Source organism: Streptomyces sp. YIM 98790 (genome assembly GCF_011421595.1).
Classification (GTDB): domain Bacteria; phylum Actinomycetota; class Actinomycetes; order Streptomycetales; family Streptomycetaceae; genus Streptomyces.
Map to the genome: position 1 here is coordinate 1 of NZ_WTLH01000013.1, position 25998 is coordinate 25998.

General features: G+C 73.6%; 26 protein-coding genes and 1 riboswitch. Of the genes, 14 read left to right on the plus strand and 12 right to left on the minus strand.

Going from position 1 to position 25998, the window contains the following annotated elements:
- The 4 genes from cydC to GQS09_RS04195 all read left to right on the plus strand — a co-directional run.
- Positions 1–1226: thiol reductant ABC exporter subunit CydC (gene cydC, locus GQS09_RS04180; protein WP_165984600.1), on the plus strand; the 1226-nt coding region annotated here is incomplete at its 5' end.
- 276 nt (positions 1227–1502) lie between these two features.
- A complete protein-coding gene (locus GQS09_RS04185) occupies positions 1503–3167 on the plus strand; it encodes a GAF domain-containing sensor histidine kinase (protein WP_165984601.1) in 1665 nt (554 codons plus the stop codon).
- A 50-nt stretch (positions 3168–3217) separates the two neighbouring features.
- Positions 3218–3988, plus strand: coding sequence for an SDR family NAD(P)-dependent oxidoreductase (locus GQS09_RS04190; protein WP_165984602.1), 771 nt, complete (start codon positions 3218–3220; stop codon positions 3986–3988).
- 135 nt (positions 3989–4123) lie between these two features.
- Positions 4124–4753: a hypothetical protein gene (locus GQS09_RS04195; RefSeq protein WP_165984603.1), complete on the plus strand. Its 630-nt coding sequence runs from the start codon at positions 4124–4126 to the stop codon at positions 4751–4753.
- A gap of 62 nt (positions 4754–4815) precedes the next feature.
- Here the strand turns inward: GQS09_RS04195 and GQS09_RS04200 are convergent, their stop codons facing one another.
- Positions 4816–5112, minus strand: coding sequence for an MTH1187 family thiamine-binding protein (locus tag GQS09_RS04200; RefSeq protein ID WP_165984604.1), 297 nt, complete (start codon positions 5110–5112; stop codon positions 4816–4818).
- Positions 5113–5286: 174 nt separating this feature from the next.
- Between GQS09_RS04200 and GQS09_RS04205 the strand changes: the two genes are divergently transcribed.
- Entirely contained in the window at positions 5287–5865 is a 579-nt protein-coding gene (locus tag GQS09_RS04205; RefSeq protein ID WP_165984605.1) for a class I SAM-dependent methyltransferase, read from the plus strand.
- 61 nt (positions 5866–5926) lie between these two features.
- Here the strand turns inward: GQS09_RS04205 and GQS09_RS04210 are convergent, their stop codons facing one another.
- The 3 genes from GQS09_RS04210 to GQS09_RS04220 all read right to left on the minus strand — a co-directional run bounded on the left by GQS09_RS04210 (position 5927) and on the right by GQS09_RS04220 (position 8716).
- The gene (locus GQS09_RS04210; protein ID WP_165984599.1) at positions 5927–6943 is read right to left on the minus strand and encodes a hypothetical protein; all 1017 of its coding nucleotides are present in this window, start codon (positions 6941–6943) and stop codon (positions 5927–5929) included.
- Between the two features lie 27 nt (positions 6944–6970).
- On the minus strand, positions 6971–8107 hold the full coding sequence (locus GQS09_RS04215; protein ID WP_165984606.1) for a pentapeptide repeat-containing protein: 1137 nt from the start codon (positions 8105–8107) through the stop codon (positions 6971–6973).
- A 165-nt stretch (positions 8108–8272) separates the two neighbouring features.
- Positions 8273–8716 carry a hypothetical protein gene (locus tag GQS09_RS04220; protein ID WP_165984607.1) on the minus strand — a complete coding sequence of 148 codons (444 nt, stop codon included), beginning with the start codon at positions 8714–8716 and terminating at the stop codon, positions 8273–8275.
- A 149-nt stretch (positions 8717–8865) separates the two neighbouring features.
- Between GQS09_RS04220 and GQS09_RS04225 the strand changes: the two genes are divergently transcribed.
- Positions 8866–9612, plus strand: coding sequence for a class I SAM-dependent methyltransferase (locus GQS09_RS04225; protein ID WP_165984608.1), 747 nt, complete (start codon positions 8866–8868; stop codon positions 9610–9612).
- A 66-nt stretch (positions 9613–9678) separates the two neighbouring features.
- Here the strand turns inward: GQS09_RS04225 and GQS09_RS04230 are convergent, their stop codons facing one another.
- A complete protein-coding gene (locus GQS09_RS04230) occupies positions 9679–10218 on the minus strand; it encodes a hypothetical protein (protein ID WP_165984609.1) in 540 nt (179 codons plus the stop codon).
- A gap of 29 nt (positions 10219–10247) precedes the next feature.
- Between GQS09_RS04230 and GQS09_RS04235 the strand changes: the two genes are divergently transcribed.
- Positions 10248–10871: a UTRA domain-containing protein gene (locus tag GQS09_RS04235; RefSeq protein WP_313895984.1), complete on the plus strand. Its 624-nt coding sequence runs from the start codon at positions 10248–10250 to the stop codon at positions 10869–10871.
- 552 nt (positions 10872–11423) lie between these two features.
- On the opposite strand, the gene thiC is transcribed toward GQS09_RS04235, so the two are convergent.
- Positions 11424–13223 (minus strand): phosphomethylpyrimidine synthase ThiC, encoded by a 1800-nt coding sequence (gene thiC, locus GQS09_RS04240; RefSeq protein WP_165984610.1) that lies wholly within the window; start codon positions 13221–13223, stop codon positions 11424–11426.
- A riboswitch (TPP riboswitch) is annotated at positions 13216–13326 on the minus strand. It overlaps the preceding gene by 8 nt.
- A gap of 90 nt (positions 13327–13416) precedes the next feature.
- Here thiC and GQS09_RS04245 point away from each other — a divergent pair.
- Positions 13417–14760, plus strand: coding sequence for a YibE/F family protein (locus GQS09_RS04245; protein WP_165984611.1), 1344 nt, complete (start codon positions 13417–13419; stop codon positions 14758–14760).
- Positions 14761–14885: 125 nt separating this feature from the next.
- Here GQS09_RS04245 and GQS09_RS04250 read toward each other — a convergent pair whose 3' ends face one another.
- The 4 genes from GQS09_RS04250 to GQS09_RS04265 all read right to left on the minus strand — a co-directional run bounded on the left by GQS09_RS04250 (position 14886) and on the right by GQS09_RS04265 (position 17117).
- Entirely contained in the window at positions 14886–15359 is a 474-nt protein-coding gene (locus tag GQS09_RS04250) for an SsgA family sporulation/cell division regulator (RefSeq protein WP_165984612.1), read from the minus strand.
- Between the two features lie 110 nt (positions 15360–15469).
- A complete protein-coding gene (locus GQS09_RS04255; RefSeq protein WP_313895985.1) occupies positions 15470–16258 on the minus strand; it encodes a helix-turn-helix domain-containing protein in 789 nt (262 codons plus the stop codon).
- Positions 16259–16386: 128 nt separating this feature from the next.
- Positions 16387–16605, minus strand: a complete 219-nt coding sequence (locus GQS09_RS04260) for a DUF5326 family protein (RefSeq protein ID WP_165984613.1) — start codon at positions 16603–16605, stop codon at positions 16387–16389.
- Between the two features lie 194 nt (positions 16606–16799).
- On the minus strand, positions 16800–17117 hold the full coding sequence (locus GQS09_RS04265; protein ID WP_165984614.1) for a cupin domain-containing protein: 318 nt from the start codon (positions 17115–17117) through the stop codon (positions 16800–16802).
- 51 nt (positions 17118–17168) lie between these two features.
- On the opposite strand from GQS09_RS04265, the gene GQS09_RS04270 reads away from it, so the two are divergent.
- The 5 genes from GQS09_RS04270 (at position 17169) to GQS09_RS04290 (ending at position 21604) form a co-directional block, all read left to right on the plus strand.
- Entirely contained in the window at positions 17169–17537 is a 369-nt protein-coding gene (locus GQS09_RS04270; RefSeq protein ID WP_165984615.1) for a phage holin family protein, read from the plus strand.
- Positions 17538–17689: 152 nt separating this feature from the next.
- The gene (locus GQS09_RS04275) at positions 17690–18208 is read left to right on the plus strand and encodes a low molecular weight protein-tyrosine-phosphatase (protein WP_165984616.1); all 519 of its coding nucleotides are present in this window, start codon (positions 17690–17692) and stop codon (positions 18206–18208) included.
- Entirely contained in the window at positions 18208–19392 is a 1185-nt protein-coding gene (locus GQS09_RS04280) for a fructosamine kinase family protein (protein WP_243761102.1), read from the plus strand. The genes GQS09_RS04275 and GQS09_RS04280 overlap by 1 nt, the downstream gene beginning before the upstream one ends.
- 126 nt (positions 19393–19518) lie before the next feature.
- Positions 19519–20733: a cystathionine gamma-lyase gene (locus GQS09_RS04285; RefSeq protein WP_165984617.1), complete on the plus strand. Its 1215-nt coding sequence runs from the start codon at positions 19519–19521 to the stop codon at positions 20731–20733.
- 283 nt (positions 20734–21016) lie between these two features.
- Complete coding sequence (locus tag GQS09_RS04290) at positions 21017–21604, plus strand: NUDIX domain-containing protein (RefSeq protein WP_165984618.1); 588 nt, start codon at positions 21017–21019, stop codon at positions 21602–21604.
- Positions 21605–21697: 93 nt separating this feature from the next.
- On the opposite strand, the gene GQS09_RS04295 is transcribed toward GQS09_RS04290, so the two are convergent.
- A complete protein-coding gene (locus GQS09_RS04295; RefSeq protein WP_165984619.1) occupies positions 21698–22621 on the minus strand; it encodes a pyridoxamine 5'-phosphate oxidase family protein in 924 nt (307 codons plus the stop codon).
- A gap of 621 nt (positions 22622–23242) precedes the next feature.
- Between GQS09_RS04295 and GQS09_RS30260 the strand changes: the two genes are divergently transcribed.
- The gene (locus GQS09_RS30260; RefSeq protein ID WP_165984620.1) at positions 23243–24367 is read left to right on the plus strand and encodes a class I SAM-dependent methyltransferase; all 1125 of its coding nucleotides are present in this window, start codon (positions 23243–23245) and stop codon (positions 24365–24367) included.
- A gap of 160 nt (positions 24368–24527) precedes the next feature.
- Here GQS09_RS30260 and dnaB read toward each other — a convergent pair whose 3' ends face one another.
- Positions 24528–25997: a replicative DNA helicase gene (gene dnaB, locus GQS09_RS04305; RefSeq protein WP_313895986.1), complete on the minus strand. Its 1470-nt coding sequence runs from the start codon at positions 25995–25997 to the stop codon at positions 24528–24530.
- Position 25998 lies beyond the last annotated feature (1 nt).

The window sequence follows — 25998 nt, forward strand, 5'->3', positions numbered from 1 at the left end:
CCGCCGCGCTGGCCCGCCGCACCGAGCGGCGGCTGGCCCCGGCGCGCGGCCTGCTCACCACCCGCACGGTCGACCTGCTCACCGGAACGGGCGAACTGACCGTCGCCGGTGCGCTGCCCGCCCGGATGGCCGCGGTCCGCGCGGCCGACGAGGAGCTGACCCGGCTCACCGGCCGCTCCGCCGCGGCCACCGCCCTGGCCGGCGGGCTGACCGCCCTGGCCACCGGCCTGACCGTGACCGCGGCCGCCTGGGCGGGCGTGCAGGCGGTGGCCGGCGGGCAGCTGGCCGGCGTCTGGCTGGCCACGGTCGTCCTGGTGCCGCTGGCCGCGTTCGAGGCGGTGACCGGTCTGCCGCTGGCCGTCCAGTACCGGCAGCGCACCCTGCGGGCCGCCCAGCGGGTGCGCCAGGTGCTGGACGCACCCGAGCCGGTGCACGAGCCCGCCACGCCGGCTCCCCCGCCCGCCACCCCGTTCCCGCTGGTGGTCCGGGGCCTGACCGCCCGCCACCCCGGGCAGGCCGGGCCGGCCGCGCTGCGCGGCGTGGACCTGGAGCTGACCCCGGGCCGCCGGACGGCCCTGGTCGGCGCGTCGGGCTCGGGCAAGACCACCCTGGCGCACTGCCTGCTGCGCTTCCTGGACGCCGAATCCGGCAGCTACTCGCTCGGCGGGGTCCGGGCCGACACCCTGGACGGCGACACCGTGCGGCGCAGCGTCGGCCTGTGCGCCCAGGACGCCCACCTGTTCGACTCCACGCTCCGCGAGAACCTGCGGCTCGCCCGCCCGGAGGCGGCCGACGCCGAGCTGCGCGCGGTCCTCGCCCGGGCCCGGCTGCTGGACTGGGTCGATTCCCTGCCCGAGGGCCTGGACACCCCGGTGGGGGAGCACGGCGCCCGGCTCTCCGGCGGACAGCGGCAGCGGCTGGCGCTGGCCCGCGCCCTGCTGGCGGACTTCCCGGTCCTGGTGCTGGACGAGCCGGCCGAGCATCTGGACGCACCCACCGCGGAGGCGCTCACCGCCGATCTGCTGGCCGCCACCGAGGGCCGCACCACACTGCTGATCACCCACCGGCTGGCGGGCCTGGAGGCGGTGGACGAGGTGCTGGTGCTGGAGGAGGGCCGGATCGTGCAGCGCGGCGGCTACGCCGAGCTGGCCGCCGGGGAAGGCCCCTTCCGCCGCCTGCTGGACCCTGCTCCGCACTCCCCCGCCCTCACCGCCACCGCCCCCTGATCCCCCCGGGCAGGAACGCGCCCCGGCAGCCCCGCGGGCGTCCCGGCACGCGCCCGCGGGAGGGCCGTGCCCCCGCCCGTCCGCGAAGACACCGCGGGGCGGCGGGACCGGGCACGCGGGGCCGGGCACGCGGGGCCGGGCACGCGGGGCCGGGCACGCGGGGCCGGGCACGCGGGGCCGGGCACCGCAGGGCCGGGTGCGGCGGGGCCGGTCGGCCCCGACCGGGGGCGAAAGGCTGACTTTCGTTGCGAATCGGGACTCATTAGGCTCGCTGACATGGCACAGGCCCTCCCCGCGGACGGGGGTCCCCCGCCGCGGCCGTCGCTGTCCGAACGGCTGCCGAGGCTGCTGGAGGCGATGGTCGCCATCGGCGGCGACGTCGAGATGCACACCCTGCTGGACCGCGTGCTCACCGCGGCCGGCACGCTGACCGGCGCCCGCTACGCCGCCATCGGGGTGCTGGACGACGAGGGCGGCCTCGGCCAGTTCGTCACCCGGGGCATCGAGCCCGAGCTGCGCAAGCGGATCGAGGAGATCCCCGGCACCGACCGGCTGGTCCGCCGGATGGTCGAGCGCCCCCGTCCGCTGCTGCTGGACGACCTCACCCAGGACCCGAGATTCACCGGCTTCCCCACCCACGGCCCGGCCATACGGTCCCTTCTGGGCAGCCCGATCCGGGTGCACGGTGTCGGCTTCGGCGCCCTCTACCTGGCCCAGCCGCACGCCGCCGCGTTCACCTCCGAGGACCTCCAGCTCACCCAGATCCTGGCCACCGAGGCCGGCATCGCCATCGGCAACGCCCGGCTCTACGAGGCGGTGCGCCAGCGCGCCCGCTGGATGGACGGCAGCGCCGAACTGTCCACCTCCCTGCTCTCCGACGACAGCGACAACGCCCTGGCCGTCGTCGCCGAACAGGCCATGCGGCTGGCCGGCGCCGACGCCGCCTTCGTGATGACCCCGGCGCAGAGCGGCGGCATGGAGATCGTCGCCGCCTGCGCCGACGACCCCAGCGGCCTGATCGGCACGGTGGTCCCCGCGGGCTCGGAAACGGTGCGCCAGCTCCTCGCCGGGGAACCCGTGTTCGTCGACGACGCCGCGGCCGACTCCGACCTGCCGCGCCGCGTGGCCAGCGGCTACGGCCCCAGCATGCTGCTGCCGCTGGCCAGCGACGGCAAGGTGATCGGCGCCCTGGTGGTGCCGCGCGGCCCCGGCGGCGAGCCGTTCAGCTTCGCCGAGCGCGCCATGGCCACCCAGTTCGCCCAGCAGGCCGCGCTGGCCCTGGTGCTGTCCGAGGCGCAGCGCGACCGCGAGCAGCTCGCCGTCTACGAGGACCGGGACCGGATCGCCCGGGACCTGCACGACCTGGTGATCCAGCGGCTGTTCGCCACCGGCATGCTGCTGGAGACCGCGCAGCGGGCCGCCGGCTCATCGGACCTCCAGACCCGTATCGGCCGCGCCGTCAATGAACTCGACGCCACCATCCAGGAGATCCGCACCGCCATCTTCGCCCTCCAGCAGGGCCCGGAGGAGGCGCCGGCCGGGCTGCGCACCCGGGTGCTGCGGGAGACCGGCACGGCCGCCCGCACCCTGGGCTTCCAGCCCTCGGTGGTGTTCCAGGGGGCCGTGGACGCCCGGGTCGGGGAGGGGGTGGCCAAGAATCTGATCGCCGCGCTGCGCGAGGGCCTGTCCAACGCCGCCCGGCACGCCCACGCCGGCCGGGTCGAGGTCTCGGTGGACGCCTCCGGCCGGCTGCCGGACGGCCGGGACTCGGTCCGGCTCACCGTCACCGACGACGGCATCGGCCTGCCGGAGGGCGGCGGCGGACGGCGGAGCGGGCTGCGCAATCTGGCGCAGCGCGCCGAGAGCCTGGGCGGCCGGGTCGCCTTCGGTCCCGGTCCGGACGGCACCGGCACCATGCTGAGCTGGGAGGTCCCGCTGTGACGGAGCATTTTCCGGTGACAGACCCGCTCGGCACGCCGTACGGTCCCGTCATGGCTGAGCGCACAGTAGTGATCAGTGGCGGCGGGACAGGGATCGGTCTGGCGACGGCACACTCCTTCGCCCGGACCGGGGACCGCACGGTCCTGGTGGGGCGGCGGGCCGACGTGCTGGAGGCGGCGGCGGCCGGCATCGACGGGGCGGTGGCCTGCCCGGCGGATCTCACCCAGCCGTCCGGGGCGGCGACGGTGGCGGATTTCGTGGCCCGCGAGTTCGGCACGGTGGATGTGCTGATCAACAACGCGGGCGGCAACGGCCTGCTGGAGCCGCCGCCCGGGGAGGAGGTGCGGGCCGATCCGCTGGCCCGCGTCGCGCACAACTGGACGGTCAACTTCCGGATCAACACGCTCACCGCGGTACTGCTCACCGAGGCGCTGTGCGAACGGCTGGCCTCGCCCGGCGGGCGGGTGCTGTTCGTCAGCTCCATCGCGGCCTACCGGGGTTCCGGCTCGGGCGCGTACGGCGCGAGCAAGGCGGCACTGCACCCGTATGCGCACGACCTGGCGCGGCGGCTCGGCCCTCGCGGGGTGACGGTCAATGTGGTGGCGCCGGGCCTGATCGACGACACCGAGTTCTTCGGCGGGCCCGCCGGCGGCGGGATGTCCGAGGAGCGGCGGCAGGCGCGGGTGGCCGAGACGCTCAACGGCCGGGCCGGCACGCCGGGCGATGTGGCCGAGACCCTGCACTGGCTGTCCTCCCCGGCCGCGGACCACATCACCTCGCAGGTGCTCCAGGTCAACGGCGGCGCCGAGCGCGGCCACTGAGCCACCGGACCGTGCCGGTACCGTCCGGTTCCGGCAACGGGCCCGGCGGGCGGGAACGGCCGGACGGCTCCCGGGCGTCCCCCCGCGCACAGGGCCGGCCGGACGCCGGCCCGGCCGGGCGAGGGGGCGGGAACGATGGCACAGCAAGGCGGGCGGCGCACCGGCCGCCATCTGCGCGGCAGCGGACGGCGGGTGGAGCTGCCCGGCCCGCGCCGCCAGTGGCGGATCGCGGTGACCGAGCGGGTGCACGGCGCCCGGATCGTGCTGTGGGACCGGGAGTTCGAGCTGGTGCGCGCGCCCTCGGCCACGGTCCGCGTGCTGTCCCGCCGGGAGGACTGGACGCTGACCGCGGAGGGCCGCCCGGTGGCCCGGCTGCACGACGTCTCCCCGCCCACCCGCTGGCGGCGGCGCCGGCTGCGGCGCGAGGGCGTGCGCGGCGAGGTGCTGGGCCGGCCGCTGCTGATCACCGGCCGCCGCCGGCTGGCCGCCCGGCGCCGCTACGCCGAGTTCGCCACCCCGTCCTGGACGCTGCGGATCCGGGCCGGGCGCTTCGGGCGGCGCATCGTGCAGCGCGGCACCGGCCAGGTGATCGAGAACGGCCGGCCGCGCCGCTGGCGGGGCGGCGGCTTCACCGGGCCGGAACTGGCGGCGCTGGCGATCTTCTTCGTCGCCGGCCTGGACGATCTGCTGCTGAGCTCACCGCTGGACCTCACCGAGCTCCTGGACGCCGACTTCGGCTCCCTGTCCGACGGTCTCTCCCTCTGACTCCCGCCTGCTGCCCGCACCTGCCTGCCCGGCTCCCGCCCGCCGGCGGGCTCCGGCCGTCCTCAGCCCGCCAGGTGGCGCTCCACCGACTCCACCTTGGCGGTCAGCCCGTCCGTGACGCCCTCCCGGATGTCGGCCTTCAGCACCAGGCTCACCCGGGCGGCGCCACGCGCCCGGACCGCCTCCACCGCCCGCCGGACCACGTCCATCACCTCGTCCCACTCGCCTTCCAGGCTGGTGAACATGGCGTCGGTCCGGTGCGGCAGGCCGCTCTCCCGGACCACCCGCACCGCCTCGGCCACCTCCGCGCCGACGTCCTCTCCCGTACCGATCGGGGTCACCGAAAAGGCCACGATCACCGCTGCGCCTCCCTGTCCGCTCAGGCTCTCCTCCGGCTCCGCGGCCGGCTCCTCATGATCACCCCATGATCGCCCGGCGGCCCGGCAGCGGCCCGGCAGCGGCGCGGGTGCGGCGCGGGTGCGGCCGAAAACCGGTGGCCGCCGGGCCCCTTGGCCGCGCTAACGTCGTCCACCGTGTTCACCGACACCCACAATGAACCCGCGGCGCTGCGCGCCATCGCGGCCGAAGCGGAACGAGCCGGCTTCCCCTACTCCAGCGACCGGTCGACCGGTGCGCTGCTCGCCACCCTCGCCGCGGCCAAGCCCGGCGGCCGGATCCTGGAGCTGGGCACCGGCCTGGGCGCGGGCGCCTGCTGGCTGCTCTCCGGCATGGACCGGTCCGCCCGGCTGGTCACCGTGGAGGCCGAGGCGGCCCGCCGGGAGGTCGCCGTGCGCCACCTCGGCGACGACCCCCGCGCCGACTTCGTGCACGCGGACGCCGCCGCCTGGCTGGCGGGCTACCGGGGCCCCGGATTCTCCCTGATCTTCGCCGACTGCCCGGTGGGCAAGTTCGAGCGGCTGGACGAGGCCCTGGCCCTGCTGGAACCCGGCGGCCTCTACGTCGGCGACGATCTGGACATCCCGCCGGACGAGACCGAGTGGCAGGCCAAGGTGGACGGCTTCCTGGCGAGGATGCGGTCCCTGCCCGGCCTGCGCATCACCCTGCTGGACTGGTCAACCGGCCTGGTGGTCGCCGCCCGCACCGCCGCCTGAGCCGCAGCCCGAGCCGCCGCACGAGCCGCAGCCGCCCCGTCCCGGCCGCCGCTCGGGGGTCTCAGCTGCCGTACACCATGGTGCAGAGCAGGGTGTCGCCGTCGTCGACCACCCAGTACCAGTAGTACGTCTGATCCCCCTGTACCCGGGCGCAGTCGGTGCTGTCCGGGCTGGAGGGCGCGTCGTACACGCCCGTGATGTGCATGATCTGGTTGTACGGCGACGGCACGGTCTTGGCATCGCACTCGATCAGGCTCATCAGATTGCCGTCCACGATCTTGGCGTTGGAGCCGGAGCCCTCCTGCTTGGCCATGAAGCAGTAGCCCACCCGGAACTGCCGGGTCATGCAGATGACCGTGCGGCTGTAGTCGGCGTGCAGGTGCTCCCAGTACCACTGGCCGGCGCCGGTGGCGCAGTCCAGGGAGCTGTCCGAGACCTTCGACACCCACATCACCGCGTCCTTGCTGGAGCAGTTCACCTCGTGCGGCTGGCTGGCGCTCCACTCCCCGCCGGTGTCCCACACCTGGAGGCAGTCGCCCTGCTGCACGGCCCGGAAGGCGTCGCCCACCGGATCGGGCGCGGGCTCCGCACCGCCGCTGCCGCTGCCGCCCGACCCCGAGGACGACCCCGAACCCGAACCGCCCGCGCCGCCGCTGCCGCCCGACGCACCGGACCCCTCGGACCCCCCGGAACTCGCGGACTCGCCGGAACCCCCGATGTCCCCTGCGCCGCCGGAGCTCTCCAGGCCCTCCAGGTCGTCCAGGCCGCCGAGCCCGTCCGCCCCGCCGAGATCCCCGAGGTCCCCGCCGCCCTCCAGCCCGTCCAGGCTGAGATCGTCCTCGGACAGCCCCGGCACACTGCCGGCCAGCTCCTCGTAGGACTTGCTGGGCATGTCCGCGACCAGCGACACCACCAGCAGCAGGGCGAACGCGGCGGCCAGCAGTGCCGACCAGACCACATGCGTGTTGCCGCCCCCGCCCGGTGCCCCCGGCATCCCCGGCCCCGGCTGCGCCTGCCAGCCCTGCTCCCCGTACATCCATCCCCCTGGCTCAAGCAACGTGGTCCCCGTGATTGCCATGCCCACGATACAAGGGGGGACTGCCGGCTACTCCACACCCACGACGGCCCGGCCGTCCGATGCCGACGCCGGCAACGCCACCGCGCCGCGGCGCCCCTCGCACTCCTCGATACGCGCCACGACCCGTTTGTCGCCCGCCAGTTCGGCGGGCAGTCTGGTGGAGGGGAAGAGCACCGCCGCGGCGAGCTGCTCCGCCCGCAGCCCCACCGCGTGCGACAGGTCCGCGCCGTCCAGATCGGCATTGCGCAGATCCGCGCCCTCCAGATGAGCCCCGGTCAGCCGGGCACCGGCCAGCAGGGCCCGCTCCAGGAACGCCCCGGCCAGTACCGCCCGGTCCAGCCGGGCACCGACCAGATGCGCCCGCTCCAGCCGCGCCCCCACCAGATGCGCCCCCTCCAGGCGGGCGTCCACCAGGAACGCCCCGTCCAGCGCCGCGCCGACCAGGAACGCCCGGGCCAGCCGGGCACCGACCATGTTGGCCCGCTCCAGCCGGGCGCTGTCCAGCAGCGCGCCCTCCAGCCGGGCGTCCACCAGAAACGCCCCGCGCAGGTCGGTGCGGGCCAGATCGATGCTGAACCGCTCCTCCCGGGCCGGGCGCCGGCCGATCACGGTGAGCGCCGCCTGCACATGTTCGTGCGTCATGTCCGCGGCCTCCTCCGGGCCGGGCCCCGGCGCCTCGTGCCGGACATGCGCGGCCAGCACCTGGACCACGGCGGCATGGTCGTCCTCGGACTCCCGCATGATGCGTTCCAGCGCGTAGATACCGCCCAGCCGCTCGGTGCGGTTGGCCGAGCCCAGCAGCTTGATGGCCTCCACATAGCGCAGAGTCACCAGCGCGTCCCAGCTTCGCGCCGCGCTCCGCTCGGCCACCGTGAACGAGTCGACGGGCGGCATGCCTCCCGGCAGGTCCTGGGTCCGTGTGACGATGTCGCGCAGCCGGTCCGCCAGCCCCGTCGAACGGTCCATCAGCTCCCGTGCCCGGTCCGAGACATCGCGGATCCGGTCCATCAGATCCAGCACCCGCTCGGAACTGCGCCGGTTGTCGTCCTGAAGTTTCCGCACCCGCTCCAGGATGTCCCGGCTGTACCGGAAGCTGCGGCGGGCGTGGTACAGCGCGACCAGTGCGGCCAGTGCCGCCCCGATGACGATCAGCATCGTACGCATGGTCTCGGTTGTACCCGGGCGTCGTTGGCCACGCCCCCTCTGACCAGTAAAGAATCGCCCCACCCATCCGCCTGCCCCCACGCACCCCTGGGTGCACGCGCGGAGGAGTCCCGACCGCGCCCGCCGGCCCTCCGCACCGGCGGCGGAAGGCCACCGCGGGCCGCCTCACCTGCCGTCGCAGAACTCCCGGGCGTCCGCGAGGGCCTGACCGGCCTCGCCGTCGAGATCGCCCACATTGGCGATGCGGGCCTGGGCGGTCCGCATCGCGTCGGCGAGCGGCTCGTACTCCGTGTCACCGACGGCCGCGGACTCGGCGAGCCCGACGACCAGGCCGAAGCGATAGGAGGCGATCCGGCCGGCGTCGTCCTCGTCGAAGAAGCGCTCCTCGTCAAAACGGGCCAGCACCTCGCAGGCGTCACGAGCGTCGGCCTCCGCGCCCCCGCCCGCGTCCAGGGGGCCGCCGCCGGAGTCGCCGAGCGCCCACGCGACGCCGACTCCGGCGGCGCCCAGCACCAGCCCGCCCACGGCGGCGGCGATCAGCGGACCGGCACCGCCCCGGGACGGCTGCCGGTCCGGCACGGACGGGGGCTGCATCGGATCCACAGTCATGACTCCCGACCGTAGTGTCATCCCCGCCCTCGCGTCTGCTCCTTCGCGTCTGCCACCCAAGGGAGTTGACCGGACCGGCGACGGCTCCGCCTCGTCCCGGGCGCGAATATCCTTCGACATCCCCGTCCGTTTGCGGGAGGGTCGAGGACATGCGCCAGGAGGACATCTGGGACACCGAAGCCGCGGAAAGCTATGACACCCCCGGGACCGGCATGTTCGCCCCGGAGGTGCTGGAGCCGACGGTCAGCCGCCTCGCCGCCCTCGCGGACGGCGGACCGGCGCTGGAGTTCGCCATCGGAACCGGACGGGTAGCCGTCCCGCTGGCGCGGCGCGGAGTGCCGGTCACCGGCATCGAACTGTCACGGCCCATGATCAGCCGGCTGCGCACCAAGGCGGACCCCGCGACGGTCCCGGTCGTCGTCGGCGACATGGCGACCACCCGCGCACCCGGCACGTTCCGCCTCGTCTACCTCGTCTACAACACCCTCTCCAACCTGCTCACCCAGGACGAACAGGTCGAGTGCTTCCGCAACGCCGCCCGCCATCTGGCACCCGGCGGACGGTTCGTCATCGAGCTGGGAGTACCCGATCTGCGCCGGCTCCCGCCCGGTCAGCACGCCATGGTCTTCCACAGCGAGGACGGCTACATCGGCCTGGACACCTACGACCCGCTGCGCCAGCACCTCGTCTCCCACCACTTCCGGTTCGGCGACGGCCGCCAGGCGCGGGTGTTCCGCAGCCCGCACCGCTACATCTGGCCCGCCGAGCTCGACCTCATGGCCCGGCTGGCCGGCTTCGAACGGGAATCCCGCCACGCCGACTGGCAGGGCTCCGAGTTCACCGCCGAGTCCCGCTCCCACATCTCCGTCTACCGCCTCCCGCCCACCGCCGCGTAAGCACGGCGCGGGCTGCCGCGCGGAAGGGGGTGCGGCAGCCCGCACACAGGAAGGCACCGTCCCCGGTCACCCGCCCGGACCGGGTGACACCTCCGGGTCAGTCCGTCTCCTTGCCGTACGGTGTGCGGCGCGCAGCTGCCGTGCCGTGGCGCAGCCGGTCTCCTCGGTGCGGCAGGCAGGGCAGTTGGCGGTGTGGTCGAAGAGAGCCACCCAGAGCTGGACCGCGTCCACCAGCGCCGCCGCACACGGCGGGCAGGCGTACAGCCCTCGTACCGGCCCCGAACCAGGATCAACCTGCCGGACCAGCACCGGCACGGCCGTCCACCCGTGACACTGCACGCACATGCCTGCCCCAGGGTCGTTGCGGCACGCCACGCACACCTCCCTCTCGGCGAGCCCTCTCTCACCACGGGCCAGCACAGCACGCACCTCTGCCTCACCGCCGCACTCCGCACACCGCCCGGTCCAGGACTTCCCGAGGGCGTCCCGGTGCGCCTCGGCATGCTCGGCGGGCAGCACGCAGGCCAGCCGGTGGCGCCCGATCGCCGGGCCGTCCTCCCACCCACCGCGCCGCGCCCCGCACACACCGTTGACCGGCTGGCTCATCAGCAACACCCGGCCGCCGGCACCACACCGTGGATGCGGCGAGAGTCCACATCGAACCCGTCCGGCGCCGCCCCGAGCACCGCACGCCGCACCTCGGCAGGCAGCACATACGGGCGGATCATCCGCACTCCGTCCCCGTCCGACGGCCCGAACACGTCTCGCCGGGACGGCAGCAGGGCAAGGCCGGCACCTGGGAGGCCCACAGCCAGGCACGAACCCCGGCGCCGGAGCACATCGCCGAACGTCTGGCGATCTCGCCGGGTGATCTCTGTGTCGTAACACGCTATGAGTTCTTGGCCGATGGCCAACCCGTCCAGCTCTCCGAGTCCTGGGAACCCATGGCCATCACGGACGGGACGCCCGTCGTTCTCCCGGAAATGGGGCCGCTCGCAGGCATGGGCGTGGTGGAGCGTATGCGTTCGATCGGCGTCCACATCGACGTCGCCGTGGAAGTCCCCCGGCCCGCGCGAGCCACCCAGGAGCAGGCGAACCTCCTGGGCATCAGTGTGGGTGACATGCTCTTGCAGATCGAGCGCACGTACTACGACACGGACGGCCACCCGGTCGAGACCGCCGACATCGTCGTTGCGGACGTACGCTGGGAAGTGGCCTACGAGATCCCCATAGAACAGCGGAAGACACAGCAGAGCTGAGCTACCGCATCCACACCGCCCCTGCCGAGCTGGACGACGAGTGGAAGCCGGACAGGCCCGGTGCACGTTGCGCGGCGCGTCGTCGTCCCGCAAGGAGGCGATGCGCCGGGCGTGCTCCTCCACCGCCTCCGGACTCTCGGCGACGTTCTGCATCAGCCACGTGGTCATCCGGAACTCCTGGATACCCCGCAGCAGCGGGAAGCCCGGCCAGTCAGCCAGGTCCCGCCCGTAGGCGTGCAACTCCCGGAGAACGTGTCCGGCTCCCCGTATGTCGGCTTGCGGTCCGCCTCGCGGATCAAGACCGGAAGGTCACCGGACAGCCGTCCATCAGGAGAAGCTGCTCGCTCTCCTCCACAACTCGGGCAGCGGGGACGTCCTCGCGGGCGAGCCAGGCGGAGACCTGGCCTCACGCCGTACCCAGGGCGGATAGTCCGCGGACCGGGCCCTTCGGCCGTCGGGTGGACGGCGCGGCCGGAAACGGCGCGCGGGCTGCCGGGGAGGGAGGGGTGCGGCAGCCCGCGCGGGGGCCGGGGATCACCGGCCCGGGGTGGGTCAATCGGCGAGCGGGAGGTACAGGCGGCGGCCGGAGTCGGCGAACTCCCTGGACTTGGTGAGCATGCCCTCCTCGATCTCCGCCTCACTGAGCGACGCCGAGTCGTCCGGGGCGAATTGCTCGGAGATGGAGTGCGAGATCTTCATCGAGCAGAACTTGGGGCCGCACATGGAGCAGAAGTGGGCCGTCTTGGCGGGTTCTGCCGGGAGGGTCTCGTCGTGGTAGGCCCGCGCGGTGTCCGGATCGAGGGCCAGGTTGAACTGGTCCTCCCAGCGGAACTCGAAGCGGGCGTCGGAGAGCGCGTCGTCCCACTCCTGGGCGCCGGGGTGGCCCTTGGCCAGGTCGGCGGCGTGGGCGGCGATCTTGTAGGCGATCACGCCGGCCTTGACGTCGTCCCGGTCGGGCAGGCCGAGGTGCTCCTTGGGGGTGACGTAGCAGAGCATGGCCGTGCCCCACCAGGCGATCATGGCCGCGCCGATGGCCGAGGTGATGTGGTCGTAGGCGGGCGCGATGTCGGTGGTCAGCGGGCCGAGGGTGTAGAACGGCGCCTCCTCGCACAGCTCCTGCTGGAGTTCGACGTTCTCCTTGATCTTGTGCATGGGGACATGGCCCGGCCCCTCGATCATGGTCTGCACGTCGTGGGACTTGGCGATGCGGTTGAGCTCGCCGAGGGTGCGCAGTTCGGCGAGCTGGGCGTCGTCGTTGGCGTCCGCGATGGAGCCGGGGCGCAGGCCGTCGCCGAGCGAGTAGGTGATGTCGTAGGCCCGCAGGATCTCGCAGAGTTCCTCGAAGTGGGTGTAGAGGAAGTTCTCCTTGTGGTGGGCCAGGCACCAGGCGGCCATGATGGAGCCGCCGCGGGAGACGATGCCGGTCTTGCGGCGCGCGGTGAGCGGCACATAGCGCAGCAGCACGCCGGCGTGGACGGTCATGTAGTCGACGCCCTGCTCGGCCTGCTCGATGATGGTGTCGCGGTAGATGTCCCAGGTGAGTTCCTCGGCCCGGCCGTCGACCTTCTCCAGGGCCTGGTAGATGGGGACGGTGCCGATCGGGACCGGGGAGTTGCGCAGGATCCACTCCCGGGTGGTGTGGATGTTGCGCCCGGTGGAGAGGTCCATCACGGTGTCGGCGCCCCAGCGGGTGGCCCAGGTCATCTTCTCCACCTCCTCCTCGATGGAGGAGGTGACCGCGGAGTTCCCGATGTTGGCGTTGACCTTCACCAGGAACCGCTTGCCGATGATCATCGGCTCGGTCTCGGGGTGGTTGATGTTGGCGGGCAGCACGGCCCGGCCGGCGGCGATCTCGTCGCGGACCACCTCCGGGGAGACGTTCTCCCGCAGGGCGACGAATTCCATCTCGGGGGTGATCTCGCCCCGGCGGGCGTAGGCGAGCTGGGTGACGGCCCGGCCGTCCCGCCCCCGGCGCGGCAGCCGCGGGCGCCCCGGGAAGACCGCGTCCAGATTGCGCAGTTCGCCCCCGCGCGGGGTGGTGTGGCGGATGCCGTCGTCCTCCGGGCGCGGTGCCCGGCCGGGATACTCCTCGGTGTCGTTCCGTTCGGTGATCCAGTTCTGCCGCAGCGGCTCCAGACCGCGGCGGACGTCGGTCGGCACGGCGGGATCGGTGTACGGGCCCGAGGTGTCGTACAGCGTCAGATCCGTGCCGTTGGTGAGGTGCACCCGGCGTACCGGGACTCTCAGGTCGGGGCGGGAGCCGGGGAGGTAGCCCTTGTGCCAGACCCCTCCCGTGTCGTGCGCCGCCGCCCGGGGGGTTTCCGCGCGTGCCTGTGCATCCTGATTGGTCATGAGACCCACTCCCTACGCCGGCATTACCCGGTAACAGGTTCGGCGGTCGGCGCAGCCTCAGCGCCCTCTCAGCCCCGTGCTCGGAGCTCCCGCGATCACGTACGTGCACTTTCACGGTAACTGCACACCCCGGCGGGGCAACAGTGGGGCCGCACTCCGCTGTGCGGACGGCTTCTCCTGGGATGATCGGGCCGTGAGCTTCCCGGAGTCCCCCCGCAGCCATCCGCCCGACGATGCCGGCGCCGCCGGCGCTGCCGGTGACGCCTTCGATCCGCGCGCCCACCCGCACGGGCACACCCATCAGCACGGGCCGCCGTCCCCCGTCTCGGGTCATCTGCGCCGCCTGATCGCCCTGGCGCTGGTGCCGTTCGCGGTGCTGGTCGGCATCGGCCTGCTGGTGCTCTGGCCGGCCGGCGGCGCCCCGGAGACGGGCGGCGGCGAGCGCAGCGGGGTCGGTTTCGACCGCCAGATCGAGGACGCGCGGGTGACCTCGGTCCGCGAGGAGCCGTGCGCGGAGCTGGGCGTGGCCGTGCAGGAGGGGGTGACCGGCCCCTGCGAAGTGGCCACCGTGGAGGTGACCTCCGGTCCGCACACCGGCCGCACCTTCGACGAGGTGGTGCCGCCGGACGCCACCCAGCGGTTCTCCACCGGTCAGGAGGTCCAGGCGGCCTATGCCCCGGACGCGCCGGAGGAGCTGCAGTACAGCATCATCGATGTGCAGCGCTCGGTGCCGGTGACGGCGCTGGCGGCGCTGTTTGCGGTGGCCGTGGTGCTGGTGGGGCGGATGCGCGGGTTGATGGCGCTGGTCGGCCTGGCGATCAGCTTCGCGGTGCTGACCCTGTTCATCCTGCCCGCGATCCTGCACGGCTCCCATCCGCTGGCGGTGGCGGTGGTCGGGGGCAGCGTCATCATGCTGGCGACGCTCTATCTGGTGCACGGTTTCAACGCCCGCACCTCGGTCGCGGTGGTGGGCACCCTGCTGTCACTGCTGCTGATCGGCGCCCTGGGCTGGCTCTTCATCGACTGGGCGCATCTGACCGGCAACACCAGTGACCAGACCGGGCTGGTGCACAGCCTCTACCCGGACATCGAGATCCGCGGCCTGCTGCTGGCCTCGGTGCTGATCGGCTCGCTCGGCGTGCTGGACGACGTCACGGTGACCCAGACCTCGGCGGTGTGGGAGCTGCGGCTGGCCGAGCCGGGGGCGGGCTGGCTGAAGCTGTACCGGGCCGGGATGCGGATCGGCCGGGATCACATCGCGTCGGTGGTGAACACCCTGGTGCTGGCCTACGCGGGTGCCGCGCTGCCGCTGCTGCTGCTGTTCACCATCGCTCAGCAGCCGGTGACCACGGTGGCGTTCAGTGAGCTGGTGGCCGAGGAGATCGTCCGCACGCTGGTGGGCTCGATCGGCCTGGTGGCCTCGGTGCCGATGACCACGCTGCTGGCGGCGCTGGTGGTGAGTGCCGAACGGCCGGGGGCGCGGTCCCGGCCGCGGGCGCGGTCCCGGACGGGGGCGCGGGGAGCGCGGAGAAGGTGACGACGGTCAGGGCGGCGGGGGCGGGCATGGTGGGGCCGGGGGTACGGGCCCCGCGGGACGGGGTGCGTCCCGGCGCGGCCACCGCCGGCGCGCCGCCCGCTAGACGGGCGGCGCCGCCGGGGTGGTCAGCCCGGGGACTCGCAGGACAGAATCCGCTCCACTGCCGCGTTGATGTCCTGGTAGTTGGCCTCCCGGCCGAGCGGCACCAGCCGCGAGGAGCGGTCGAGGAAGGCCAGCAGCGGCCAGGTCCCCATGGACATCACCGCCTGTTCCCCGCCGACCCGCAGCTCGATGCGGACCCGGTCGGGGGGACCGGCGCGGTCGGGTACCGGCCGGGGGCCGGGCGCGGCGCCGATGCCGGGGTCCACCCGGCAGGGGCTGACCCGGACGTCTCCGTCGCCGGTGGGCATGCTCACCCCGTCGACCAGGAGTTCCCGGGCGAACACCCAGCTCACCGGCGGATCGCCGGCCAGTGTGAAGGTGAGCCGCACCGCGTACGGGTCGGCGCTGGTGTAGTGCAGCTCCACCGGAGTCCGGAACGCGAGCTCCTCCGAGACCTCCAGGTCCATCGTGACGTGAGCCGTGACGGATGCGCTCATGGTGCTTGTACCCCCGTTCCTGACTGTCGTGTGTTGAACGGCTGTTTGGTCACCTTTGTCACCATTCCGACCGTATAGCGGGGCGCAACGGGCGGACAAGACGACTCTTTTCAGATGCTGATAGAGCCCAGGGAAAACGGCAGCAGCAAAAGGCCGTTCTCCACTTCCGCCCGGAGCGCCTCCGTCACCTCCGTCAGTCGCTGCCGCTGGTGAAGCGGGAGCGAGATGCCGACCGCGGCGACCATGGCGCCCAGCCGGATACCCACCGCGCCGCACACCGCGTCCGGCGCATATTCGGCTGTCTCACAGACCGGTGTTCCACGCCGCAACCTCGCCAGGCGGCGCAGGAGTTCACTGTCGTCCCGCACCGTACGAGAGGTGAGACGGCACACCGGGTGGCGGGAGAGATGGTCGCGGCGTTCGTCCTCGTCCATCTCCAGCAGCATCGCCTGTCCCAGCGCGTGCGCGTGACCGCTCACCCGGAGGTCCACCCACTCGGCGACCGGCGGACACCGGTCGTCGGACGCGGTGAGCAGAACCTGGATCTCGCCTTCCCGGTAGCAACCGAGATAAACGGCAGCCTGCAACGAGTCGCGCAGGCGCGTGAGTCGCTCCTCAAGGGCCTGCTGGCGGGCGGCACGGGCAGCCACCGAGGCCAGCCGGGCGGTGGCCTCGGTGTCGAGCGCGAACATTCCGTCCACGCGGCGCACATACCGTTCGTGGATCAGGGTGCGCAGCAGATGGTAGGTGGTGGGCAGCGGGAGCCCGGCCTCGCGGGCGAGCTGCTTGGCGGTCGCTCCGCGGGGATGGGCGACCAGGACGTCCAGCAGCCGCAGCGCGCGCCGCACCGAGCCGATCAGTGTCGGCCCCGCCGCGGAGTGTTCCTGCCGCTGGGTCACCCGGCCAGGCTAACCGGAACCCGCCCGTCCCCTCCGGGATTTGGGCGCGACACGCCCCCTCGAACAGGTGTCCGCCGCAGGAATCCGCATGCTCCGGCCGCAGCCCTGCACGGGCCGCGGCCGCACGGTCACCAGTCGCCGCGTGACGTGCCGGAGGACGACGAGGTGAACTTCCGCACCACGAAGATCAGCAGCGCCACCAGCGCCGTGAACACCAGGATCTTGAACGCCAGCCACACCAGGAACGACAGCAGGTTCAGCAGCATGCCGCCGAAGACGAACACCGCGATCACCGGTATCGCCACCCAGCGCACCCACCACGGCAGCGCCATGAACAGCTCTTTCATGCCCCGCTCCTGTCCGTTGCGCCGCACCGTCACCGGCCGGCCCGGAGATCGTCCTGTGCCTCTTCCCGCCAGCCGCCCGCGGCACTCCGCGGACCGCTGTGCTGTCGATGCTAGGCGCGAGCGGCGGTCACCGGGAGGGCCGACGGCCCCGGTCCCTCCCTGAACCTCCCCCTACGGGACACCGGGGGGCCGCCTCAGCTTTCCGGAGGAGAGAACACCACCAGGACCCGGAGGTCCTCACTGATGTGATGGAACCTGTGGGGCACGCCGGCCGGCACATAGGCCACGCTGCCGCGGCCCACGGTGGTGGTCTCGTCCCCGACGGTCAGCAGGGCCCGGCCGCTCATCACCACATAGACCTCGTCCTGGCGGTGCGGCTGCTGCGGGTCGTGCTCCCCGGCGTCCAGGGCGTACAGGCCCACCGACATGTTGCGCTCCCGCAGGAACTGGAGATACGCGCCCTCGTTGGCGCGCCGCTCGGCCTCCAAATCGTCAAGCCGGAACGCCTTCATGCCTGCCTGCCCCTTGCCCGAGGTTGGGTGTCGTCTGGAACGATCACGTGCATGAGCCTTCTCATCAAGTTCCTGGCCAATGCCCTCGCGCTGGCCGCCGCGTGGGCACTGGTGCCCGACATCACCCTGGGCGACGAGGATTCCACCACCGCCTCCAAGGTCGTCACGCTCGCGATCGTCGCGCTGATCTTCGGCCTGGTGAACCTGATCGTCAAGCCGATCGTGAAGTTCCTGGCGTTTCCGCTGCTGCTGCTCACCCTCGGGCTGTTCACCCTGGTGATCAACGCCCTCATGCTCTGGCTGACGAGCTGGATCGCCGGGGACTCCTTCCAGGTGGACGGCTTCTGGGCGGCCTTCCTCGGCGCGCTGGTCGTCTCCCTGGTCTCCTGGGCGGTCAACGCGGTCCTCGACAAGGACTGACGGGGCACCGGAGCACCGGAGCACCCCGCACCGGAGCACCGGAGCACCCCGCACCGGAGCGCCGGAGCACCCGGTCGGGTGATCCGGCGTGCGCCCGTTGACTGGCCGCCGGCCAGGCCACGCCGACCCTACGGAGCCGTAAGCTGGCGCACATGTCCGAGTCCCGGTACCGCGTGTGCTTCGTCTGCACCGGCAACATCTGCCGCTCCCCCATGGCGGAGTCGGTCTTCCGGCGTGCCCTGGCCGACAGCGGTCTGGACGGCCGGGTCGTGGTGGCCAGCGCGGGCACCGGCGGCTGGCACACCGGCGAGCCGGCCGATCCGCGTGCCACCGCGGCGCTGCTGGCCGCGGGCTACGAGGCCGGGCACTCCGCGCGCCAGTTCCGGGTGGACTGGTTCGGCCGCTACGACCTGGTCGTGGCACTGGACCGCGGCCACCAGCGGCAGCTGCTGCGGATGGCCCCCACCGACCAGGACATCGTCAAGATCCGGCTGCTGCGCTCGTTCGACCCGGCGGCCGGCCGGGAGCTGGACGTCCCCGATCCCTACTACGGCCCGGACTCCGGTTTCGAGGAGTGCCTGGAGATGATCGAGGCCGCCGTGCCCGGCATGCTGGAGGCGGTCGCCGAACATCTGGGCGAACCGCTCGCCGAGAAGGACCCCACCCCCTGATGGCCCGGATGCCGGGGGAGCGCCCCCAGACGACCGGGGCGGGCGGCCCGGCGGACGCCGCGGACCCGGACCGGGCCCGCCTCACGCCCCGGGCGGCCGGGTCCGGCGGCCTCGGCCGCCCGCTGAGCGCCGAGGCGGCCGATCCCAGCGGCCCGCCGCGCTCCGGCCGCGGCCGGAGCGGACCGGCCGAGCAGGTCGCCGCGGCCACCGGCGCCGCCGTACGGGCGGTGCGCCCGCTCTCCGGCGGCGACATCTGCGACGCCTACCGGATGGAGCTGGCCGACGGCCGGATCGTCTTCGCCAAGACGCTGGCCGGCGCGCCCGCCGACTTCTTCCGCGCCGAGGCCGCCGGGCTGCGCGCCCTGGCCGCGACCGGCACGGTCGCCGTGCCGCCGGTGCTGGCCGTGCGGGCCGGGGTGCTGGTGCTGGAGTTCGTCCGGGCCGGCGCGCCGGACGCCGCCCAGGCCGAGCGGCTGGGCCGCGACCTGGCCGCGCTGCACGGCTCGGGCGCGCCGCAGTGGGGCAACCTGCCCGCCCCTCCCCGCCCCGGCCACGCCGCCCGGGACGGACTGGACGGCACCGCGAGCGCCGCGAGCGCCGCGAGCGCGGCGAGCGCGGCGAGCGCGGCGAAGCAGGAAGGCTCCGGCACGGGCATCACGACCGGGCCCGCCGGCCCCTGCTATCTCGGGCCGCTGCCGCTGAGCTCCCCGCACCCCCCGCAGGCCGATCCGGCCGGCTGGCCCGCCTTCCACGCCGAGCACCGGCTGCTGCCCACGCTGCGGCTGGCGGTGGACCGCGGGGCCATGGCCCGCGGCGACGCCCGCGTGGTGGAGGAACTGTGCGGCCGGATCGAGGAGGTGGCCAGCCCGCCGCAGCCGCCCGCGCTGATCCACGGCGACCTGTGGCACGGCAACGTGCTGTGGTCCGCGGACGGCCGGGTGCGGCTCATCGACCCGGCCGCGCAGGGCGGTCACCCGGAGACCGATCTGGCGCTGCTGGAGCTGTTCGGCTGCCCCTGTCTGGACCGCATCCTGGCGGCCTACGCCGAGCTGCGTCCGCTGCCCGGCCGGGAGCGGCGCCGCCCGCTGCACCAGTTGCACCATCTGCTGGTGCACGCCGCGCTCTTCGGCGCCGGTTACGGCGCCCAGTGCGGTGCCGCGGCACGCGCCGCGCTCACCGCCTGACGGGCGCCGGCGAGCCGGCCGGCCCCGATGTGATTCGCTGGTCGGCGCCGCATGCCCGGCCACCCCGGGACGGCGGCGGCCCACGGCCCACGGCCCGCGAACCCCGGCGAGAAAGGCGGACACCCCATGACCAGCGAACCGACCGGCACCCCGGCGGACCCGGCCGAGGACCCCGCGGCGGCGGACGGCGGCCCGCGCCGTCCGCGGACCGGCGGCCTCGGCGAGGGCACCCGGGCGGTACGGGCCGGAGTACCGGAGGCCCGGCTGTACGCGGCACCGCTGCCCGGCCCCGTCTTCGCCTCCCATTTCCATCTGCCCGGCGACCCGGCCGGCGCCGAGTTCGCCTACGGCCGGGACGCCAATCCGACCTGGCGCGCGCTGGAGCAGGCCGTCGCCGAACTGGAGTCCCCCGATGTTCCGGCCTCCGCCCTGGTCTTCGCCTCCGGCATGGGCGCCATCTCGGCCGTGCTGCTCGGCCTGCTCCGCTCCGGCGACACCGCTGTGCTGCCCTCCGACGGCTACTACCTGCTCGGCGGGGTGCGGCAGCATCTCCAGGCGGCCGGGGTCACCGTCCGCACCGCCGCCACCGGCGGCGACGAGGTGTACGGGATGCTGCCCGGCGCCCGGCTGCTCTGGCTGGAGACCCCCTCCAACCCCGGCCTGGACGTGTGCGACATCCGTGCCCTGGCCGAGGCCGCCCACCGGCACGGCGCCCTGGTGGCCGTGGACAACACCCTCGCCACGCCGCTCGGCCAGCGCCCCCTGGAACTCGGCGCCGACCTCTCCGTTGCCAGCGCCACCAAGGCCCTCAACGGCCACGCCGATCTGCTGCTCGGCTATGCGGCGGCCCGGGACCCGCGGCTGCTGGAGCCGGTCGCCGCATGGCGGAAAACCATCGGTGCCATCCCCGGCCCCATGGAGTCCTGGCTCGCCCACCGCGGTCTGGCCACCCTCCATCTGCGCATCGCGCGGCAGCAGCAGAACGCCCTTGCCGTGGCCCGTGTCCTGCGGGAAGGCCCCGGGACCGAGGCCGTGCGCTATCCCGGGCTGCCGGACGATCCGGCCCATCCGGTGGCCGCCCGCCAGATGCGCGGCTACGGCTGCGTACTGGGATTCACGCTCTCCGCGGGGCGGGGCGCGGCCGAACGCTTCCTGGGTGCGCTGCGCCTGGTGGACGAGGCGACGAGCTTCGGCGGGGTGCGCTCCACCGCGGAGCGGCGCGCCCGCTGGGGCGGGGACGACGTACCGGAGGGCTTCATCCGCATGTCGGTGGGGGTGGAGGACACCGAGGACCTGGTGGCGGACGTGCGGCGGGCGCTGGACGCGGCGGCCGGCGGGTGAGCCGGCCGGTGAGCCGGCGGCCGTGGACGGGTCGTTCGAGCCTCCCCCTCGCGGCTCGAACGACCCAGGTCCGCTCACGGTAGATGACCGGTGGTCAGCGCACCATTACTATTCGCGCCGTTCGTGGCAGGTTTGTGCACGCTCCGGCAGGACCTGGACACAGCACTGACAGCCCTCCCATACCGCGCGCATTGCGTGCAAACGAACCGCGTGGTGTGGGGAGAACGCGAAGGACGGATCACGGAAAGGTTTCGGCGGGCGGTCCGCGGGCCAGATGCTTGTCATGACTGACGCGGAACCTGTGGCGGAGGGGGCGGGAGACCCCGGGGGCGCGGCGGACCAGTCGGGCCAGGCGGGCCCGGTCGGCGTCGTCAAGCGCACCGCGCGCGCGATCCTGCTCGACGGCATCGGCCCGTCCGGGCCGTCCGGCGCGGTGCCTGAACTGGTGGTGATCAAGCGCACCAAACCGGGCATGGCACCGTACTGGATCACCCCCGGCGGCGGTGTGGAGCCCGGTGACGCCTCCGTGCTCTCCGCCCTGCACCGCGAGGTGCACGAGGAACTGGGTGCCAAGATCACCGACGCGGTGCCGGCCTTCGTGGACACCGTGCGCCATGTGCCCGAGCCGGACGAGGACACCTCGCCGGGCCTGAAGGTGCAGCACTTCTTCGTCTGCCGGCTGGCCTCCATGGACCCGTCGCTGCGGCACGGCCCGGAAGTGGAGGAGCCGCGCGGCACCTACGAGATCGTCCGGCTGCCCTTCACCCCCGAGGGGCTCACCTCGGTGAACCTGGTGCCCGTCACGCTCCGCGGCTACCTGGCACGGAACGTGCCGGGCATCATCGGCCTGCTCGCCCCGGACCTGCGCTGACGGCCACGCCCGCCGCCCCGGGCCGGGCCGCGTTCCCGGCACCCCCGGTCGAGACGGCCAGGAGGGTCAGGAGGGTCAGGAGGGTCAGGAGGGTCAGGAGGGTCCGGCGGCCGGTTCCGGAGGACCGGCGGCATCGGCCCGGTGGGCGGCGGCGGAGCGCGGGGAACGGGCGGCGCCGCCGAACCAGCCGGAGGGCGGTGCCCCGCTCCCCCGGCGCTCCGCCTCGGCGAGCAGCCGCATGGCCTCCTGCCGCCACGCCTCCGCACTGGGCCCGGGCACCGCGGGCAGCGCGGCGGACACCGGCTCCCGCTCCTCGGCCGGCGGTTCGCTCCCGGCCCGGCGGGCCGCGGCCTCCCGCGCGGCGCCGAAGAAGTCGCCGCCCTTGCGCTTGTAGTCGTCCGTCCCCCAGTCGCGCGGGGTGCGCCGGGGCGACTTCACCAGATGCGGGATGTGCTTGGCACAGTGGATGTACGCCTCCTCGACCTCGATCCGCACCCAGACCCGGGCCTGCCGCCCGGGCACCGGGTCGTCGGGCAGGTCGGTGTAGCGGGAACGGGCCTCGGCGTCCGTCATCAGATAGGCCCGGCCGTTGACATGCAGGCCGATCCGGGCCTGCTCGAAGTCGATCAGCATCACCCCGGCATGCGGATTCTCGGAGATGTTGCCGAGGCTGGCGTGCACGCCGTTGCCCCGGTACTCGGGGTAGATCAGCGTGCGCTCGTCCAGCACGCGCAGGAACCCGGGCGGCCCGGCCCGGAAGCTGCTGTCGCACTCGCCGAAGCGGTCGGCGGTGGCCAGGAAGAACATCTCCTGGCGGCCGACGAATTCACGCATGCGGTCATTGAGGTGGTCGAGCATCTGTTCGTCGTAGAAGCGGTCCGCATCCTCGACCGTGCCCAGCCGCTCCTGGAGCAGATGCTCGCCGTCGCTGCCGGGCAGCCGGTCCGCTGCGGGCTCCCGCCGCTCGGGCGGGGCCGGGACCGCGGGCTGCCTGCCCACGTGATTGATCTCCGCCATACCGTCCCCCCGGACGCCGCCGGATGCGGTGCCGTTCGTGCTCATCCTGGTGCTGCCGTTCTGTGCCGTATCCGCCACCGGCGCGGCCTGCCGCTGCCGTCGCCGTACCCGCTGCCGTACCCGCTGTACCGTGCCGCACACCGGCTGCGGTCGGCGGGGCCGGCAGGTCACGGCCGGGCACCCCGGCCGCCTGCTGCCTGCTCCGTCGGCGGAGCGCCCGGCACGCTCACCGGGAGCGTGGCGGACTGCCGGAACGCGCGCCGCGGACGGGCCCGCTCCGGAACCCGGCATTGACCCTACTCATCGACCGCCGCCGCACAAGACCCCCTCCGGCACCCGCTCGCCGCCTGGTGCCGGGCTCCGGTGGCGGGCCCCGAACAGGCGCAACGCCTCCTCCACCGCCTGTTCCGGTGAACGTCCCGCGCGGGCGGCCGAGTTGCGGCGCACCTCGGCCTCGCCCGGCGTGCCGCTCCTCCGCTCTTGGCCACCGGCCCGGGAAGGGCCGCTTGCAGTCGGCTGCCGGCGCACTGCCCGGGCAGGACAGCCGGACGTCATCGGGCTGTACCGCCCGCCGCGCAGCCTGGATACCCGACCGGCTCGACCCTGACGAGGAGATCCTGTATGACCACCGACACCACCCCGGCCCCCGGAACCGGCACCGGCACCGGCACCGGCACCGGTGAGGAACTCGCCGAGCGCCTGCTCGCCGGCACCACCGCCGCCACCGAGATCCTCGCCGTCCATCTGGGCCTGGCCCTCGGCCTCTACCGGGCGCTGCGGGACGGCGGCCCGGCCACCGGGGCGGAGCTCGCCGACCGGGCCCGGGTCGCCCCCCGCTATGCGCGCGAATGGCTGGAGCAGCAGGCCGTGACCGGCTACCTGGAGTGCCTCAACACCACCGACCCGGCACCGGAACGGCGCTACGCACTGCCCGCCGGGCACGCCGAGGCGCTGCTCGACCCGGACAGCCCGGCCTACACCGGCCCGCTGGCGAACATGCTGGCCGGCATCGCCCGGGTGATGGACCGGCTGGTCACCGCCTACCGCACCGGTGACGGCGTACCGTTCTCCGCCTACGGCAAGGAGGTGCGGCACGGCGTCGCGGCGCTCAACGGACCGCAGTTCCGGCTGGCACTGGCCCAGGAGTGGCTGCCGGCCGTGCCCGGCCTGGAGCGGCGGCTGCGCACCACGCCGGACGCCCGCGTGCTGGACCTGGGATGCGGACTGGGTGCCTCCGCCATCGCGCTGGCCACCGCCTTTCCACGGCTCGCGGTCGACGGCATCGACCTGGACGAGGCATCGGTGGCCGAGGCCCGGGCCGCCGCGGCCACCGCCGGAGTGGCCGACCGGGTCACCTTCGCCGCGCTGGACGCCCGGCGGCTGCCCGCCGGCGGTCCGCGCTACGACCTGGTCACCCTCTTCGAGGCGCTGCACGACATGGCCGACCCGGTCGCCGTGCTGCGCGGCGTGCGGCGGGTGCTGGCCGAGGACGGTCACGTGCTGATCGCCGACGAGCGCAGCGCCGACGTCTTCACCGCGCCCGGCGACGGGCTGGAGCGCTTCCTCTACGGATGCAGCATCCTGCACTGCCTGCCCGCCACCCTCGCCGAGGACGGGGAGGAGGCCGTCGGGACGGTGCTGCGCGCACCGCGCCTGGAGGGGATGGCCCGCGAGGCCGGTTTCACCGGCGTCACCGTGCTGCCCGTGGAGAACCCCTTCTGGCGCTTCTACCACCTGCGCCCGTGACCTCCCGGGTGCGGCCTGCGGCCGGTGCCGTCCGTGCCGCCGGCCGCACCGGTCCCCGGCCCCCCGGCCCGTGCCACGGAGCACAGCTCCTGCGGATCGCGGACCTGCCGTTCACCGGTCCGCTGAACGACGGCTCCGAGACCCTGCACAACCGGACCGGCTAGAAGCCGCCCTCCATGTTGACGAAGCGGGAGTAGTGGCCCTGGAAGGCGACGGTGATGGTGGCCGTGGGGCCGTTGCGGTGCTTGGCGACGATGAGGTCGGCCTCGCCCGCGCGCGGCGACTCCTTCTCGTAGGCGTCCTCCCGGTGCAGCAGGATGACCATGTCCGCATCCTGCTCGATCGATCCGGACTCTCTCAGGTCGGACACCATCGGTTTCTTGTCGGTACGCTGCTCGGGCCCCCGGTTGAGCTGGGAGAGCGCGATCACGGGGACCTCCAGCTCCTTGGCCAGCAGCTTGAGGTTCCGGGACATCTCGGAGACCTCCTGCTGGCGGGACTCCGGCCGCCGGGAGCCGCCGGTGGACATGAGCTGGAGATAGTCCACGACCACCAGCTTGAGGTTGTGGCGCTGGGCCAGCCGCCGGCACTTGGCGCGGATCTCCATCATGGAGAGGTTCGGCGAGTCGTCGATGAACAGCGGGGCCTCGTTGATCTCCGCCATCTGGCGGGCCACACGGTTCCAGTCCTCGTCCGTCATGGCCCCGGAGCGCATGTGGTGCAGGGCGACCCGGGCCTCGGCCGAGAGCAGCCGCATGGCGATCTCGTTCCGCCCCATTTCCAGCGAGAAGATCACGCTCGGCAGCCCGTACTTGATCGAGGCGGCCCGGACGAAGTCCAGCGCCAGGGTGCTCTTGCCCATGGCCGGGCGGGCGGCGATGACGATCATCTGGCCGGGGTGGAGGCCGTTGGTGAGGGCGTCGAGATCGGTGAAGCCGGTGGGGACGCCCGTCATCTCGCCGCTGCGGGTGGAGATCGCCTCGATCTCGTCGAGTGCCCCCTCCATGATGTCGCTCAGTGCCAGATAGTCCTCGGCGGTGCGCTGCTCGGTGACCTGGAACAGCTCGGCCTGGGCGGCGTTGACGATGTCGTCCACGTCTCCGTCGGCGGCGTATCCCATCTGGGTGATGCGGGTGCCGGCCTGGACCAGGCGGCGCAGCACGGCCCGGTCGTGCACGATCTCGGCGTAGTACTCGGCATTGGCCGCGGTGGGCACCGTCTGCACCAGGGTGTGCAGATAGCCGGAGCCGCCCGCCTTGGCGAGCTGGCCCCGCTTGGTCAGTTCGGCGGAGACGGTGATCGGGTCGGCCGGCTCGCCCTTGGCGTAGAGGTCGAGGACGGCGGAGTAGATCAGCTCGTGTGCGGGCCGGTAGAAGTCGTGCGGCTTGAGCACCTCGACGACATCGGCGATGGCGTCCTTGGAGAGCAGCATGCCGCCGAGCACGGACTGCTCGGCCACCGGGTCCTGCGGCGGCAGCCGTTCGAAGGTGCGGTCGAAGGGGGCGTCACCGGCCGGGCCGCCCTCTCCGGCGGGGTGGCCGCCGGCCGCGGAGGGCTCCTCGGGGCTGTGCCGGGGGCGGGACACACCTCCGTCGCCCCATGCCTGCCCGGCGTGCTCAAGCTCGGCCACC

What these genes read in the sequence shown, in the direction of transcription:
- GQS09_RS04290 (WP_165984618.1), top strand. Translation starts at nt 21,017, where the DNA reads ATGACTGACGCGGAACCTGTGGCGGAGGGGGCGGGAGACCCCGGGGGC.
- GQS09_RS04270 (WP_165984615.1), top strand. Translation starts at nt 17,169, where the DNA reads ATGAGCCTTCTCATCAAGTTCCTGGCCAATGCCCTCGCGCTGGCCGCC.
- GQS09_RS04190 (WP_165984602.1), top strand. Translation starts at nt 3,218, where the DNA reads ATGGCTGAGCGCACAGTAGTGATCAGTGGCGGCGGGACAGGGATCGGT.
- GQS09_RS04275 (WP_165984616.1), top strand. Translation starts at nt 17,690, where the DNA reads ATGTCCGAGTCCCGGTACCGCGTGTGCTTCGTCTGCACCGGCAACATC.
- GQS09_RS04185 (WP_165984601.1), top strand. Translation starts at nt 1,503, where the DNA reads ATGGCACAGGCCCTCCCCGCGGACGGGGGTCCCCCGCCGCGGCCGTCG.
- GQS09_RS04265 (WP_165984614.1), bottom strand. Translation starts at nt 17,117, where the DNA reads ATGAAGGCGTTCCGGCTTGACGATTTGGAGGCCGAGCGGCGCGCCAAC.
- GQS09_RS04230 (WP_165984609.1), bottom strand. Translation starts at nt 10,218, where the DNA reads ATGAGCCAGCCGGTCAACGGTGTGTGCGGGGCGCGGCGCGGTGGGTGG.
- thiC (WP_165984610.1), bottom strand. Translation starts at nt 13,223, where the DNA reads ATGACCAATCAGGATGCACAGGCACGCGCGGAAACCCCCCGGGCGGCG.
- GQS09_RS04260 (WP_165984613.1), bottom strand. Translation starts at nt 16,605, where the DNA reads ATGAAAGAGCTGTTCATGGCGCTGCCGTGGTGGGTGCGCTGGGTGGCG.
- GQS09_RS04215 (WP_165984606.1), bottom strand. Translation starts at nt 8,107, where the DNA reads ATGCGTACGATGCTGATCGTCATCGGGGCGGCACTGGCCGCACTGGTC.
- GQS09_RS04195 (WP_165984603.1), top strand. Translation starts at nt 4,124, where the DNA reads ATGGCACAGCAAGGCGGGCGGCGCACCGGCCGCCATCTGCGCGGCAGC.
- GQS09_RS04295 (WP_165984619.1), bottom strand. Translation starts at nt 22,621, where the DNA reads ATGGCGGAGATCAATCACGTGGGCAGGCAGCCCGCGGTCCCGGCCCCG.
- GQS09_RS30260 (WP_165984620.1), top strand. Translation starts at nt 23,243, where the DNA reads ATGACCACCGACACCACCCCGGCCCCCGGAACCGGCACCGGCACCGGC.
- GQS09_RS04280 (WP_243761102.1), top strand. Translation starts at nt 18,208, where the DNA reads ATGGCCCGGATGCCGGGGGAGCGCCCCCAGACGACCGGGGCGGGCGGC.
- GQS09_RS04285 (WP_165984617.1), top strand. Translation starts at nt 19,519, where the DNA reads ATGACCAGCGAACCGACCGGCACCCCGGCGGACCCGGCCGAGGACCCC.
- GQS09_RS04220 (WP_165984607.1), bottom strand. Translation starts at nt 8,716, where the DNA reads ATGACTGTGGATCCGATGCAGCCCCCGTCCGTGCCGGACCGGCAGCCG.
- GQS09_RS04225 (WP_165984608.1), top strand. Translation starts at nt 8,866, where the DNA reads ATGCGCCAGGAGGACATCTGGGACACCGAAGCCGCGGAAAGCTATGAC.
- GQS09_RS04250 (WP_165984612.1), bottom strand. Translation starts at nt 15,359, where the DNA reads ATGAGCGCATCCGTCACGGCTCACGTCACGATGGACCTGGAGGTCTCG.
- GQS09_RS04210 (WP_165984599.1), bottom strand. Translation starts at nt 6,943, where the DNA reads ATGGCAATCACGGGGACCACGTTGCTTGAGCCAGGGGGATGGATGTAC.